Here is a 14515-nt window from a genome sequence, read left to right as displayed (position 1 = left end):
ACATCGGCTCAAAGACGTATACGGCACTCGGGAGATCGGCGGTCGGGTACTAGATCAGTGGCATTACGAAGTTACCGCGGGCGGTCGGATCTGGTACTGCCCAGATGAGGAGCGCCGGGTCGTGTGGCTGACCTTGGCGAGTGCGTCGCATCCGAAAGGGACCGAGTAGTCGAGATCTCTCATCCCTTCGTGGCTGTCCGATGTCGGACGGGCCTATCGGTTCTGCGAATACCGGCTGGAGATAAATTCTGCCGCAACGGGTTTCGCTGATAGAGCTCGGCCACAGGTGGAGCGCCCGAATCGGTCAGTCCGGTTCGCCGTATGCGGCGGCGACGTCCTGGGAACTGGTCCAGCGGGAGTAGGTGGGGGATTGGGGCCAGCCGGTGGGGGAGTCCTGCCAGTCTTCCTGGCGGCCGTAGGGGAGCAGGTCGATGAGGGGGAAGGTGTGGGCGAGTTGTTCGGTGCCGCGGCCGTTGGTGTGCCAGGTGCGGTAGACGGTGTCGCCGTGACGGAGGAAGACGTTGACCGCGAAACCGCTGTCCGGGGGTGCGCCGACGTCCGCGCCGAAGGGGCTGTGCGCGGTGGAGTACCACGACATCTTGTTGCCGACGCGTCGCTTGTAGGCCAGGGCCTCGTCGATCGGGCCCTGGGTGACGATGACGAAACGCGCGTCGTAGTTGTCCAGGAACTCCAAACGTGTGAACTGCGAAGTGAATCCGGTACACCCCGGGCATTGCCACCGCTCGCCCTCGAACCACATGTGGTTGTACACGATCAACTGCGACCGCCCGTCGAAGATATCCACCAGCCGAACCGGCCCCTGCTCCCCCTCGAGCGTGTAATCGGGCAGTTCGACCATCGGCAGCCGACGGCGTTGCGCGGCGATCGCGTCCAGCTCCCGCGTCGCGGCCTTCTCCCGAATACGCAACGCGTCGAGCTCACGTTGCCAGGTCTCGGCATCGACAACGGGCGGCAGTGCTTCGGTGCTCATGACGTCCTCCCAGACGGGTCCACGGCGTGCGGTTGTAGAGGTAGACGTCGTCCGCGCGCGGAACTCATCGGTGTCGGCGGTCCGTACAATTTGTAGGGGTACAGTTCTATAAACTGTGGTCCTACAAACTGGGAGGTCTGATGCGCAAGCCTGCCGATATGTTCGATCGGGACTACGAATGGACCGCGTTGGAGCGGTTCGTCGCGGATGAACAGCCCGGGGCGACGCTCGGAGTGGTTTCGGGTAGGCGACGTCAGGGCAAGACGTTCCTGCTCGAAGCGATCTGTGCGGCGGCGGGTGGGTTCTATTTCGGCGCGACCGAGGCGACCGACGCGGAATCTTTGCGGCGGGTGAGTGTCGCGCTGACCGCACATCTTCGACCGGCGAGTCCGTTCCACTTCCACGGGTGGGCGGAGGTGATCGACACGTTGCTGGGGTTGGGGGTGGAGCGGCCGGTGCCGGTGGTCATCGACGAGTTTCCGTACCTGGCCAAGGCGAACCCGGAGTTGCCCTCGATCATCCAGGAAGCGTTGCGGCCCTTGCGTGAACAGCGCACCGCATCGCGAACCCGGCTGCTGCTCTGTGGATCCGCGTTGTCGTTCATGGGGCGGATTCTGTCCGGGAGTGCGCCGCTGCGCGGTCGGGCCGGGCTCGAACTGCTCGTGCGCCCGCTCGATTATCGGCTCGCTGCCGAGTTCTGGGGAATCACCGATCCGCGACTTGCGTTGCAGGTCAACGCGATCGTGGGTGGAACACCGGCGTATCGCAGAGAGTTCGCGCGGGGTGACACGCCCGATGGCCCCGATGATTTCGACGACTGGGTCGTGCGGACCGTGATGAATCCCGAGACCCCGCTGTTCCGGGAGCCGCGTTACCTGCTGGCCGAGGAACCGGAGTTGCGGGACACGGCGCTGTACTTGTCCGTGCTCGCGGCGGTGGCGGACGGTAACGCGACCCGTGGCGGTATCGCCGGATATCTCGAACGCAAAGCGCCGGACATCGCGCATCCGATCACGGTGCTGGAGGACGTCGGGTTGCTGCATCGCGACGCGGATGTGTTCCGGGACAACCGATCCACGTATCGGATCGCCGAGCCGCTCATCCGCTTCCATCACGCGATCATGCGGCCGGTCTGGGATCAGTTGGAGCGTCCGGGCAGTGCCGACCGGGTGTGGCGCGCGAGTCGGCGGCGTTTCGCGAGCAATGTCCTCGGACCGCATTTCGAACAGCTGTGCCGGGAGTGGATCCTGCATCACGCGGATCCTGCTCTCCTGGAAGAGCTTCCGGCGAAGGTCGGGCACGGTGTGGTGCACGATGCGGCGACCAGGACGAGTCACGAGATCGATGTCGCGGTGATCGGGGTCGCCGACGGGGGGAAACCTCCGCTGCTGGCGATCGGCGAGGCGAAGTGGAACGACACCATGGGGGCCGGCCACCTGGATCGGCTCGCGCATGTTCGGGACGTCATTGCCCGCAACGGACGTTATGACACCAGCCGCACGAAACTGCTGTGCTTCAGTGGGGCAGGGTTCAACCACAAGGCCGCGGCGGCGGAATCGGATCAGGTCGTGCTGGTGGATCTGCCGATGTTGTACGGCTGAGCCGGAATCCGCGGGTCGGTGCGTATGTGCTTGGTCAGGCGGCGTGGTTTCGGTGGTCGGTGAAGCTGACTCGCGTTTCCTCGATGTCGAGGGCGATGTTGAGGGTGGCGTCGAGAGCGTCGGCGAGCTTGGCGAGGAGCGGGAGGGTCGGGACGGCGTCGGACCCTTCGATGCGTGAGATCTTGGTTTGGGTGAGACCTGCGCGTTCGGCGAGGGCGGTTTGGGTGAGACCGAGCTCGATGCGGCGGTCGTAGACGGCCTTGGCCAGTGCCATGGAGAGCTGGATTTCGCGGCGTGCCTCGGTGACGTCGTGTGGTGGCTGAGCCGGGATCCACAGGTGTTCAAGAGGATTGCCGCCGTCGCGAATCTGCGGGGCTCTTGTGCACGCCGGGGCTTCCGGGGTGGTCTGCCGGATGGTGCGGACGCGGAGGTCAGGGGTCGGAGTAGACGACGAGGATTTGGTCGGGGGCGTCGGTGACGGTGAAGGAGGCGTGGGTGAGGGTCAGGGGGCCTCGGGTGGGATGGTGGAGGCGTTTGGTGCCGGAGTGGGTGGTGGCGATGTCGTAGCGGGGCCACCAGGCGGCGGCTTCTGCGCTGTTTTCGCGGAGTTCCGTTGCGAGGCGGGCGAATCGGGGGTCGGTGGGGTGGCGGCCCGCGGTGGTGCGGAGGCGGGCCAGGAGGGATTGGGCCACCTCGGGCCAGTCGAGCAGGATGTGGCGGGCGGTGGGGTCCAGGAAGACCCAGCGGGCGAGATTCGGTGTGGGGGAAGAGGTTCGGTTCAGCAGGGTCGGGAAGTATTGGGCCGCGGCGTCGTTCCAGGCCAGGAGGTCGGTGGTGGCGCCGGTGATGTAGGCGGGGGCGGGGGACAGCAGTGCGGGGATGGCGGCGACTTCGGGGGTGAGGGTTTCGGTGGGAGGTGGGGGTGTCGCGGCGGCTGTGTCGTCGGCGAGGGTGCGGAGGTGGGCGCGTTCGTCGGGGGTGAGGCGCAGGGCGTCGGCGATGGCGGTGAGTACCTGGTCGGAGGGGTGTACGTCGCGGCCCTGTTCCAGGTACGTGTACCAGGTCGTGCTGACGCCGGACAACACGGCGAGTTCCTCGCGTCGGAGGCCGGGGGTGCGGCGGCGGGCCGAACCGGGGAGGCCGACCTCGGTGGGGGTGGTGCGTTCGCGGCGGGCGCGGAGGAAGGTACCGAGTTCGCGGCGGCGGGCCACGGATTGTGCACTGCGCGTGTCGGATTAGGGGTTGTGGGCGTTGGGTTGTGGGCTGTACGTGTCGGATTGGGGGTTGCTGGCGGCGGGCTGTGGGCTGCGGGTATCGGGTTGGGGGTTGCGGGCTGTGGATCGTGGGATGCGCGGAGCGGATCGGGAGCTGTGGACGTCGGTGTTCGCGCGGGTGTTCGCCGAGTTGCTCATCGCTGTGCTCCCGAGTCGCTGATCACGTATTTCTGAATACCATCCCGGCCGGGCTCGGGCCATGGGCGACTCGGGGATGGGCGCCGGGTCGTTGTTGGTGGCGAGTTCGGGTGCGGCTGGTACTCCCGGTTCCACGATGACGCGATTCTGGATGACGCGGCGGGGCGGTAGTGGACTGGGGGCATGAAGGCATGGCAGATGATGACGCTGGACAGTGGGTTGCGGCTCGCGGACGTTCCCGAACCGAGGTTGCGTGGCGGCGGGGCCACCCTCGATGTGCTCGCCGCGATGATTCCCGCCTATACCGGGCAACTCGTGGCGGGTGGCCGGGGCGGGTTTCCGACGCCGATCGTGTTGGGGCCCTGCGCGATCGGGCGGGTGAGCGAGACCGCCGACGACGTGTTCGCGGTGCGGCCGGGAGATATCGTCGCCGCCAACGCGATGTTCCGGTCGAATCGCACCGACGACTCGCAGGAGGTGTTGCTCGGCTGGACCGGGATCGGCGGGGACGGGCGGCCCACGCCGACGACGGATCGGATGCGGGAGGTCTGGCGGGACGGTCTGTTCGCCGAACGCGGGCTGCAACCCGAACGCACGCTCGTCGCGCTGCCCGGGGCGCAGGACTATCCGGAACCCGAACGGCTGGCCTTCCTGCAATGGTTGGTCATCGCCGGGGAAGGGATCGATAGAGCGGGGGTGCGGCCCGGTCACACGGTCGGAATCGTCGGTGCGACAGGGCAACTCGGCTCGGCGGCGGTATTGGTGGCACTCGCGCGTGGGGCGTCGGCGGTGGTCGCGGTCGGTCGCAATCGCGCGACGCTGGACCGGTTGGCGGCGGTGGATCCGCGCGTGCTGACCGTGCCGCTGTCGGGTGATCGTGCGGTCGACGCGCGGGCGATCCGGGCGGCGGCCGGGCCGTTGGACGCGGTGGTCGACACCCTCGGGATGGTGCCCGGTCCCGATCCGACGATGGCCGGATACGACGCGATCCGCACCGACGGGACCTTGGTGCTCGTCGGCGGAGTGCGCCACGAACTGCCGATTCCCTACCACGATCTGATGCATCGTCGGCTGACCGTGCGCGGGTCGTGGATGTCCGGGGATTCCACGGTGCGGGAGATCTGGTCGGCGATTCGGCACGGTGTGCTGGATCTGTCGGTGCTGGACGTCACGGTGGTCGGGTTGGCGGATCCGGCGGCGGCGTTGTCCGCGGCGGCCGACGCGCACGGACTGCACATCGTCGTACTCGTGCCGTGATCGAACCGCACGGGAGGTGCGCGACGCGGTAGCCGGGCCGCTGCTGCTCGTGACGGCTCACCGTCGTCCGTCGCTCAACGGTCGCTGCTCGGTCGAACACGATGGCATCGCGCAGGTGGCGAACGTGATCGCGCGTTTCGGCGAGCCGAAGGTGCGATGGTCCTCTAGCGTGGGCTGGTCGACGCCGAGAGGGGTTTTCCGCATGCGTACCGGGATGTTGAGTGTGGTCGAGTTGGTGGAGCAGGTCGAGGAGGGTCTGCTGGACACCGTGCTGGTCGCGGTGACCGATATGCAGGGCCGGTTGCAGGGGAAGCGTTGTTCGGCACGGTATTTCGTGGACGAGGTGCTCGGGCACGGGGTCGAGGCGTGTGACTATCTGCTCGCGGTGGATGTGGAGATGACCCCGGCGCAGGGGTTCGAGATGTCGTCCTGGGACACCGGATACGGCGATTTCGCGTTGCGGCCGGATACGAGTACCGCGCGGCTGCTGCCGTGGTGGCCGGGGACCGCGCTGGTGCTGTGCGATATCGCGCAGGTGGACGCGTCGGGGAGGGCGGGGAGCGTGCCGGTGGCGGTGTCGCCGCGGCAGGTGCTGCGCCGGCAGCTGGATCGGTTGGCGGAGCACGGATTACGCGCCTACGTCGGGACCGAACTCGAATTCCTTGTCTTCGACGACAGCTACGAGGCGGCCTGGCGTTCGGGCTATCGCGACCTCACCGCGGCCAACCAGTACAACATCGACTACTCCCTGCTCGGCACCGCCCGCATCGAACCGCTGCTGCGGCGAATTCGCGGCGAGATGTCCGGTGCGGGACTGTATGTCGAGTCGGCGAAGGGGGAGTGCCGCCCCGGACAGCACGAGATCGCGTTCCGCTACGACGAGGCGCTGATCACCTGCGACAACCACAGCATCTACAAGACCGGGGCCAAGGAGATCGCCGCCCAGGAGGGCAAGAGCCTCTCGTTCATGGCGAAATTCGATGAGCGCGAAGGGAATTCGTGTCACATCCACCTGAGCCTGCGGGACGAGCAGGACCGGCCGGTGTTCGCGAAGGACGACGGCGAACCCTCGGCGCTGATGCGCCACTTCCTGGCCGGACAGCTGGATTGCCTGCGCGAGTTCACCTACCTGTACGCGCCGAATATCAACTCCTACAAGCGATTCGTCGCCGGTAGCTTCGCGCCCACCGCCGCCGCGTGGGGCCGGGACAATCGCACCTGCGCGCTGCGGGTGGTCGGCAACGGACCCTCCCTGCGGATGGAGAACCGGGTGCCCGGTGGGGATGTGAATCCGTATCTGGCCGTGGCCGGACTGATCGCGGCCGGTCTGTACGGCATCGAACACAACCTGCCGCTCGAACCCGAATTCCACGGCAACGCCTACCGGTCGCAGCGCCCGCGCGTGCCCGGTACGCTGCGCGAGGCCGCGCAACTGTTCGGCGACAGCACGGTGGCGCGGGCCGCGTTCGGCGAGGACGTGGTGCGGCACTACCGCAACGCCGCGCAGGTCGAACTGGACGCCTTCGACGCCGCGGTCACCGATTGGGAGCGCGTGCGCGGTTTCGAACGGCTCTGAGGACAACGGCTCTGACGAAGGGCCGTGACGAACGGCCTTGCGGCGAAAGGAGTGTCAGCGGTGACAACCGTGCAGGTGATCAACCCCGCCACCGAACAGGTCGTGGCCACGGTGGAATCGATCGACATCGCGCAGACCGATGCCGCGATCGAGCGGGCGGCCGCGGCGGCGGTGTCGTGGCGGGAGGTCGCGCCGGGGGACCGGGCCCGGCTGCTGCGCCGGTTCGCCGCGGCGGTCGATGCCGAGTTGGAGGAGCTCGCGCGGCTCGAGGTGGCGAATTCCGGGCACACCATCGGCAATGCGCGCTGGGAGGCCGGGAACGTCCGCGATGTGCTCGACTACTGCGCGGGGATGCCGGAACGCTTGCTGGGCAACCAGATTCCCGTGCCGGGCGGGGTGGATATCACCTTCTGCGAGCCGCTGGGCGTGGTCGGGGTGATCGTGCCGTGGAACTTCCCGATGCCGATCGCCGGATGGGGTTTCGCACCCGCGCTCGCGGCCGGGAACACCGTGGTGCTCAAACCGGCCGAGCTGACGCCGCTGACCGCGATCAGGCTCGGCCAACTGGCCCTCGAGGCGGGGCTGCCGCGCGACGTGTTCCAGGTCCTGCCCGGGAAGGGCGCGGTGGTGGGGCAGCGGTTCGTGACCCATCCGGCCGTGCGCAAGGTGGTGTTCACCGGATCGACCGAGGTCGGCCGGGAGATCATGGCCGGGTGCGCGCGGCAGGTCAAACGCGTGACGCTGGAATTGGGCGGTAAGAGCGCGAATATCGTGTTCGCCGACGCCGATCTGGCGTCCGCGGCGGCGAGCGCGCCCGGCGGGGTGTTCGACAACGCCGGTCAGGACTGCTGTGCACGGTCGCGAATTCTGGTGCAGCGCCGTGTGTTCGACAAATTCCTCGAACTGCTGGAACCGGCCGTGCGGGCGGTGCGGGTCGGTGATCCGGCCGCGGAGTCGACCGAGATGGGGCCGCTGATCTCGGCCGCGCATCGGGAGCGGGTCGCCGGATTCGTCGACGGTTCGACCACGGTCGCGTATACCGGGACGATGCCGTCCGGGCCCGGATTCTGGTATCCGCCAACGGTTGTGCTGCCGGGGAGTGCGTCCGAGCGCATTGCCACCGAGGAGATCTTCGGGCCGATCGTGGCGGTGCTGCCGTTCGAGGACGAGGCCGAGGCGATCGCGTTGGCCAATGCCACCGATTACGGGTTGTCCGGTTCGATCTGGACCCGTGACGTCGGGCGGGCGCTGCGGGTCTCGCGGGCGGTGGAGTCCGGGAACCTGTCGGTGAATTCGCATGCGTCCGTGCGGTATTGGACGCCGTTCGGCGGGTTCAAGCAGTCGGGGCTGGGGCGGGAACTCGGGCCGGACGCCGCGCGCGCGTTCACCGAGACGAAGAACGTCTTCATCGCCACCGAATAGCCTTGCCGCCGAACAGCTTTCGTTTCGCATCTCCCCGCTCCGGAACGTCCGGAGTTCGTTCGCAGAGGAGTTACCGTGCAGCGCTTACAGGATCGCGTCGCCGTCGTCACCGGTGGCGGCAGCGGTATCGGCCTGGCCACCGTCCGCCGCTTCGCCCAGGAGGGTGCGCGGGTGGTGGTCGCCGATATCGACACGGCCGCGGGCGAATCCGCCGCCGCCGAGGTCGACGGCCGTTTCGTGCGCACCGATGTCACCGATGAGGAGCAGGTGCGGGCGCTGTTCCAGACGGCGGTGGACGTCTACGGCGGGCTGGACATCGCGTTCAACAACGCGGGAATCTCACCGCCGGAAGACGATTCGATCCTCACCACCGGCCTGGACGCCTGGCAGCGCGTGCAGCAGGTCAACCTGACCTCGGTGTACCTGTGCAGCAAATACGCCATCGAGCACATGCTCACCCGGGGTAGGGGGTCGGTGATCAACACCGCCTCCTTCGTCGCGGTGATGGGCGCGGCCACCTCGCAGATCTCCTACACCGCGTCCAAGGGCGGCGTGCTGGCGATGAGCCGCGAACTCGGAGTTCAGTTCGCCCGCCAGGGAATTCGCGTCAACGCCCTGTGCCCCGGCCCGGTCAACACCCCGCTGCTCCAGGAGTTGTTCGCCAAGGACCCCGAACGCGCCGCCCGCCGCCTCGTCCACATCCCCCTCGGCCGCTTCGCCGAACCCGAGGAGATCGCCGCCGCCGTAGCCTTCCTCGCCAGCGACGACTCGTCCTTCATGACCGCATCACAGTTCATGGTGGACGGTGGAATCGCGGGCGCGTATGTGACGCCGCTGTGAGACTCGCCTCGGCATAGCACGGTCCGGATCGCGTGCACGGCAACCCGTGTCATGCGCTGCGCTGGAGATATCGGACAGCCGGAAATATCGACGCGGATGTATGTTCTGCCAGTTGCTGCAGAGCGCCCGCGAGTGCCATCGGACGCGAGGCTGATTCGAGTTGTCGACTGCACTCGCATCGAGGAGGTCGATGGCCACGATGCGCTGATGCAGTGAACTATGTTGCGCGGGCGGTGTTTACCGCCCGCGCAACGGGTCAATCAGCGCCGCTTGAACAGCCGCGAGACACCGCCGCCCGACGAACTCGCCGGAGCGCTCACCGCCGACAACGCCGTGTAGTCCTCGTCGGACAGCGAAACATTCGCCGCCGCAACGTTTTCCTCCAGATGCGCGACGCTCGAGGTGCCGGGGATCGGCAGCAGGACGGGCGAGCGGCGCAGCAGCCAGGCCAGGGCCAGTTGGGAGGGGGTGGCCTCGTGGTTCTTGGCGATCTCGTCGAGCGGGCCGCCGGGGCGGGCGAGGGCGCCGGTCGCCATCGGGAACCAGGGGATGAAGGCGATCTGGTTCGCCTCGCAGTGCTCGACCAGCTTCTCCGAGGACCGGTCGGACAGGTTGTACAGGTTCTGCACCGAGACGATCGTGGCCAGTTTGCGCGCGGCCTCCAACTGCGCGACGGTGACCTGCGACAGGCCGATGTGCCGGATCTTGCCTTCCTTCTGCAAGGCCACCAGCTCACCGATCTGATCGGCCAGCGGCACCTTCGGGTCGATCCGGTGCAGCTGGTACAGGTCGATGCGCTCGAGTCCGAGGTGCCGCAGGCTCAATTCCAGTTGCTGGCGCAGATATTCGGGGCGGCCCAGCGGCAGCCACACGTCCGGACCGGGCCGGGTCAGACCGGCCTTGGTCGCGATGACGACATCGTCGGCGTAGGGGTGCAGCGCCTGGCGGATCAGGGTTTCGCTGACGAACGGGCCGTAGGAGTCCGCGGTGTCGATGAAGTTGACGCCGAGTTCCACCGCGCGGCGTAGCAGCCGCACCACCTCGTCCGGGTCCTCGGGCTCGCCCCAGACGCCCGGTCCGGTGATCTGCATCGCGCCGTAGCCGAGGCGGTGGATGGGCAGATCACCCCCGAGGGTGAAGGTTCCGGATGCGGCGGCGGGGCGTGACTCGGTGGGCGTGGACATGGTTCCTTCCGGTGTGATGCGCAACTGGTTCCCACCCTAGCCACCCGCGGCGGTACGGGCAGTAGTTCCACCTCCCGTGCCACCCACCTATGCGCCAACAGAATTTGGTATATGCCGGTAAATGGTGGCATATAGCGCGTGATCGGCGTAGGGTCATCCGAGCGCCGACCGGCGCGAAACCTACGGGAAACGCCGTGGCCCGCGGTACCCTTCCGGCCGCGACGCGTCCCGCACCAGCGAAGGAATACCCGCACGATGACGACCGCCGTGACCCGTCGCGAACACGATCTGCTCGGGGATCGCGATATTCCCGCCGACGCCTACTGGGGCGTGCACACCCTGCGCGCCAGCGAGAATTTCCCGATCACCGGCACCTCGCTGGCCACGTATCCGCATCTGATCACGGCCCTGGCGGCGGTGAAGGAGGCCGCAGCGCGCGCCAACGAGGAACTCGGTCTGCTGGCCCCGCACAAGGCCGCGGCCATCGCGGCGGCCTGCCGGGAGATCCGCGAGCAGGGCCGGCTGCGCGATCAGTTCATCGTGGACGTCATCCAGGGTGGTGCGGGCACCTCGACCAATATGAACGCCAACGAGGTGATCGCGAACCGCGCGCTGGAGATCCTCGGACACGCCAAAGGTGAATACACCCACCTGAATCCGAACGACGACGTCAACCTGAGCCAGTCCACCAACGACGCGTATCCGACCGCGGTGCGGGTGGCCACGATCCTGGCCGTGCGTGAGCTGCTCGCCTCGATGACGGTGTTGCGCAACGCGTTCGCGGACAAGGCCACCGAATTCCACGACGTGCTCAAGATGGGCCGCACCCAGTTGCAGGACGCCGTGCCGATGACGCTCGGGCAGGAATTCTCCACGTACGCGGTGATGTTGGAGGAGGACCAGAGCCGTCTGGCCGAGGCGGTGGTGCTGATGGAGGAGATCAATCTCGGCGCGACCGCGATCGGCACCGGTCTGAACGCGCCGGTGGGTTATGCCGAGGCCGCGCGCAGGCATCTGGCCGAGCTGACCGGACTGCCGCTGGTGACCGCCGCCAACCTGATCGAGGCGACGCAGGATTGCGGTGCGTTCGTGCAACTTTCGGGTGTGCTCAAGCGGATCGCGGTGAAGCTGTCCAAGACCTGCAACGATCTGCGGCTGCTGTCCTCGGGGCCGCGCGCGGGCCTGAACGAGATCGATCTGCCTGCGGTGCAGGCGGGTTCGTCGATCATGCCAGGCAAGGTCAATCCGGTGATTCCCGAGGTGGTCAATCAGGTGGCCTTCGAGGTGATCGGCAACGATATGACGATCACCATGGCCGCGGAGGCAGGTCAGTTGCAGCTCAACGCATTCGAGCCGATCATCCTGCACTCGCTGTCCAAGAGCATCGTGCATCTGGGCGCGGCCTGCCGCACGCTGGCGGACAAGTGCGTCGCGGGGATCACCGCCAACGCCGACGTCACCCGCGCGATGGTGCAGAACTCCATCGGCCTGGTCACCGCGCTCAATCCGTACATCGGATATCTCGCCGCGACCGAAATCGCCAAGGAGGCACTGGCTTCCGGACGCGGTGTGGCCGAACTCGTGCTGGAGAAGGGGCTGCTGCCGCCCGAGCGGCTGCGCGACATCCTGCGTCCCGAGCAGCTCGCCGGGGTGAAACCGGCTCTCGCCTGACTCGTCGAACACGTTGCGGGGGAAGGTTTTTCACCCCGAACAACGACGGTGCCCGGTCCGTGGGGATACGGACCGGGCACCGTCGTCGTCACCGCGGCAACAGGTTACGAGCCTCAGCGCGGCGCCATGCGGATCGCGCCGTCGAGACGGATGGTCTCGCCGTTGAGCATCGGGTTCTCCACGATGTGCCGGGCCAGCGCCGCGTACTCGACCGGGTCGCCCAGTCGCGCCGGGTGCGGCACCTGCGCGCCCAGCGCCGCGATGGCCTCGTCGGGCAGCGACTCGAACAGCGGGGTGTGGAACAGGCCCGGCGCGATGGTGACCACGCGGATGCCCACGCTGGCCAGATCGCGCGCGATCGGCAGCGTCATGCCCACGATGCCGCCCTTGGACGCGGAGTACGCGGCCTGGCCGATCTGACCGTCGAACGCCGCGACCGACGCGGTGTTGATGATGACACCGCGCTCCTCACCGTCCAGCTCGGCGGCCGAGATGCGTTCGGCGGCAAGGCGAATCACGTTGAACGTGCCGATCAGGTTCACCGAGACGACCTTGGTGAACGCGTCGAGCGGGAACGCGCCCTTCTTGCTCACGGTCTTGATCGCGTTGCCGATCCCCGCGCAGTTCACCGCGATCCGCAACGTGCCCAGCGCCTGCGCGGCGTCCAGCGCGGCGCTCACCTGCTCGGCGTTGGTGACGTCGGCCGGTGCGAACACCACGCCCTCGCCCAGTTCCTTGGCGATGGCCTCGCCGTTGGAGGAGGGCAGGTCGATGATCACGATCTTCGCGCCCTGGCCGTGCAGTTCCCTGACCGTCGCCAGGCCCAGGCCCGAAGCGCCGCCGGTCACCACGGCGACCGCGTTGTTGATCTGCATATGACGTTCCCTTCTGCTCTGCGTCCGCTCGAGATTAACCGCCGCACGCCGAATAAGTAAATAGGGGTTCGCTATACCGGCAGGTGAAACCTGTTACAGTTTCGCCAGTATTGTGGCAGGTGAGCGTAATTGCGTTACTTCGCGCAGAAGGGCGTTGTTATCCGTATGCCGCCTACCTGTTCCCGGCTACCCGAGTCGGACGGGGAACTTGGTCATCCCGTGGATCAGGAAGCTGGGCTGCCAGACCGGATCCGGCGCGTCGGGGCTCGGGCCGAGGTCCGGGAACCGGCGCAGCAGCGTCCGGAACGCGATATCGGCCTCGAGCCGGGCCAGCGGCGCGCCCACGCAGTAGTGGATGCCGTGGCCGAAGGCCAGATGTCCGCTCGCGTCGCCGGTGGTGTGCAGCGCGTCGGGCTCGGGGTAGTGGCCGGGATCCCGGTTGGCCGCGCTCAGCGCGATGTACACCAGCTCGCCCTCGGGAATGTCCACGCCGCCGATCCGGACCGGCTCATCGGTGAAGCGCGCGGTGGCCCACCCGACCGGGCCGTCGTAGCGCAGGAATTCCTCCACCGCGGCGGGCACGCCGTCCGGATCCGCGCGCAGCGCCCGCAGCTGATCCGGATCGTGCAGCAGCGCGCGGACGCCGTTGGCGATCAGGTTCACCGTCGTCTCGTGCCCGGCGACCAGCAGCAGGAAGGCCATCGCGACCAGTTCGCGCTCGTCGAGGCGATCGTTGTCCTCGTCGCTGGTGTGCACCAGTCCGGACAGCAGATCCTCGCCCGGGTTCGCGCGTTTGGCCTGCACGAGCCGCCGCAGATATTCGGACATCTCCGAACCCGCGGTGAAGACCTCCTCGTCGGTGTTCGCCGCGCCGCCGATCAGCAGCTTGGTCCAGCGCTGGAAGTCCGCGCGGTCGTCCAGCGGCACGCCCAGCAGTTCGCAGATCACGGTGACCGGCAGCAGCACCGCGAAGGACTCGATCAGGTCGACCTCGTCGCGGCCGTCCATCGCGTCCAGCAGACCGTCGGTGATCTCCTGGATGCGCGGGCGCAGCGCGGCCACGCTGCGCGCGGTGAACGCCTTGTTGACCAGTTTGCGCAGCCGGGTGTGGTCCGGCGGATCGGTGTTGAGCATGTGACCGGACAGGTCGAACATGCCCGGATTCGCCCGGGAGCCAGGGTTTTTGCGCTCGAAGACCGCCAGCAGGCCGGGCACGTTCTTGCGCAGCCGGGCGTCGGTGAGCGCGGCGCGGCTCTCGTCGTAGCCGACGATCACCCAGCCGGGCGCGGTGTTTCGGGTGAATTCGACGTACAGCACCGGCCCGCGTTCGCGCCAGCGGCGGTAGTACGCGTGCGGGTCGGCAAAAAAATCTTCGCCGACTTTTTCTATCGGAGTGGGTGTTTCGGTATCGACCACGATGTCCTCACTGTCCTCTGCGATCGGGCTGCGATCGCGCTCCGGATGCGGGCCCGGGGCCCACCTCATCCAAGCTACTCGCGGGTATCGGGACCGGCTGTGGCGCAAGCGATCACGCATACTGGTGGGAAACGGGACGAGCGGCGCATTCGAAACCGTCCGGTCCCGGGGTGAGGGCCCCGTGCGGAATGTGCGGCAGCCCTACTCTTCTGCGCGTGTCGCGCGCGCCACGCCGGGGATTTGTGGCAGTTGACTAACTTCCGGTTTCGC

At 67.5% G+C, this 14515-nt stretch carries 12 protein-coding genes; 6 read left to right on the top strand and 6 right to left on the bottom strand.

The genetic code is table 11. The annotated features are described in order from the left end of the window. Positions 1 to 304 precede the first annotated feature (304 nt). A complete protein-coding gene (locus NRB20_RS29070) occupies positions 305 to 991 on the bottom strand; it encodes a DUF899 domain-containing protein (RefSeq protein ID WP_153414606.1) in 687 nt (228 codons plus the stop codon). 140 nt (positions 992 to 1131) lie between these two features. Between NRB20_RS29070 and NRB20_RS29065 the strand changes: the two genes are divergently transcribed. After that, the gene (locus NRB20_RS29065; protein WP_153414605.1) at positions 1132 to 2592 is read left to right on the top strand and encodes an ATP-binding protein; all 1461 of its coding nucleotides are present in this window, start codon (positions 1132 to 1134) and stop codon (positions 2590 to 2592) included. 34 nt (positions 2593 to 2626) lie between these two features. On the opposite strand, the gene NRB20_RS29060 is transcribed toward NRB20_RS29065, so the two are convergent. Both NRB20_RS29060 and NRB20_RS38540 read right to left on the bottom strand, forming a co-directional pair. Further along, positions 2627 to 2866 (bottom strand): helix-turn-helix domain-containing protein, encoded by a 240-nt coding sequence (locus NRB20_RS29060; protein WP_153414604.1) that lies wholly within the window; start codon positions 2864 to 2866, stop codon positions 2627 to 2629. Positions 2867 to 3023: 157 nt separating this feature from the next. After that, complete coding sequence (locus NRB20_RS38540; protein WP_319945534.1) at positions 3024 to 3803, bottom strand: helix-turn-helix transcriptional regulator; 780 nt, start codon at positions 3801 to 3803, stop codon at positions 3024 to 3026. Between the two features lie 384 nt (positions 3804 to 4187). Between NRB20_RS38540 and NRB20_RS29050 the strand changes: the two genes are divergently transcribed. The 4 genes from NRB20_RS29050 (at position 4188) to NRB20_RS29035 (ending at position 9099) form a co-directional block, all read left to right on the top strand. After that, the gene (locus NRB20_RS29050) at positions 4188 to 5261 is read left to right on the top strand and encodes a zinc-binding dehydrogenase (RefSeq protein ID WP_153414603.1); all 1074 of its coding nucleotides are present in this window, start codon (positions 4188 to 4190) and stop codon (positions 5259 to 5261) included. A gap of 202 nt (positions 5262 to 5463) precedes the next feature. Beyond that, positions 5464 to 6837 (top strand): glutamine synthetase family protein, encoded by a 1374-nt coding sequence (locus tag NRB20_RS29045; RefSeq protein WP_153414602.1) that lies wholly within the window; start codon positions 5464 to 5466, stop codon positions 6835 to 6837. 60 nt (positions 6838 to 6897) lie between these two features. Then, positions 6898 to 8259 carry an aldehyde dehydrogenase family protein gene (locus NRB20_RS29040; RefSeq protein WP_319945533.1) on the top strand — a complete coding sequence of 454 codons (1362 nt, stop codon included), beginning with the start codon at positions 6898 to 6900 and terminating at the stop codon, positions 8257 to 8259. A gap of 75 nt (positions 8260 to 8334) precedes the next feature. Further along, positions 8335 to 9099 (top strand): 3-oxoacyl-ACP reductase, encoded by a 765-nt coding sequence (locus tag NRB20_RS29035; RefSeq protein WP_319945532.1) that lies wholly within the window; start codon positions 8335 to 8337, stop codon positions 9097 to 9099. A 260-nt stretch (positions 9100 to 9359) separates the two neighbouring features. Here the strand turns inward: NRB20_RS29035 and NRB20_RS29030 are convergent, their stop codons facing one another. Further along, on the bottom strand, positions 9360 to 10283 hold the full coding sequence (locus NRB20_RS29030; protein WP_153414601.1) for an aldo/keto reductase: 924 nt from the start codon (positions 10281 to 10283) through the stop codon (positions 9360 to 9362). A 255-nt stretch (positions 10284 to 10538) separates the two neighbouring features. On the opposite strand from NRB20_RS29030, the gene aspA reads away from it, so the two are divergent. Beyond that, entirely contained in the window at positions 10539 to 11954 is a 1416-nt protein-coding gene (gene aspA, locus NRB20_RS29025; protein WP_153414600.1) for an aspartate ammonia-lyase, read from the top strand. 113 nt (positions 11955 to 12067) lie between these two features. Here aspA and NRB20_RS29020 read toward each other — a convergent pair whose 3' ends face one another. Both NRB20_RS29020 and NRB20_RS29015 read right to left on the bottom strand, forming a co-directional pair. Next, a complete protein-coding gene (locus NRB20_RS29020; protein ID WP_153414599.1) occupies positions 12068 to 12829 on the bottom strand; it encodes a 3-hydroxyacyl-CoA dehydrogenase in 762 nt (253 codons plus the stop codon). 186 nt (positions 12830 to 13015) lie between these two features. Further along, positions 13016 to 14314, bottom strand: a complete 1299-nt coding sequence (locus NRB20_RS29015) for a cytochrome P450 family protein (protein WP_153414598.1) — start codon at positions 14312 to 14314, stop codon at positions 13016 to 13018. Between the last annotated feature and the right edge of the window lie 201 nt (positions 14315 to 14515).

Source organism: Nocardia macrotermitis (assembly GCF_009604405.1).
GTDB classification, from domain to species: Bacteria; Actinomycetota; Actinomycetes; order Mycobacteriales; family Mycobacteriaceae; genus Nocardia; species Nocardia macrotermitis.
The sequence above is the reverse complement of the archived record's forward strand: the minus strand, read 5'-3'. Positions and strand labels throughout refer to the sequence as shown.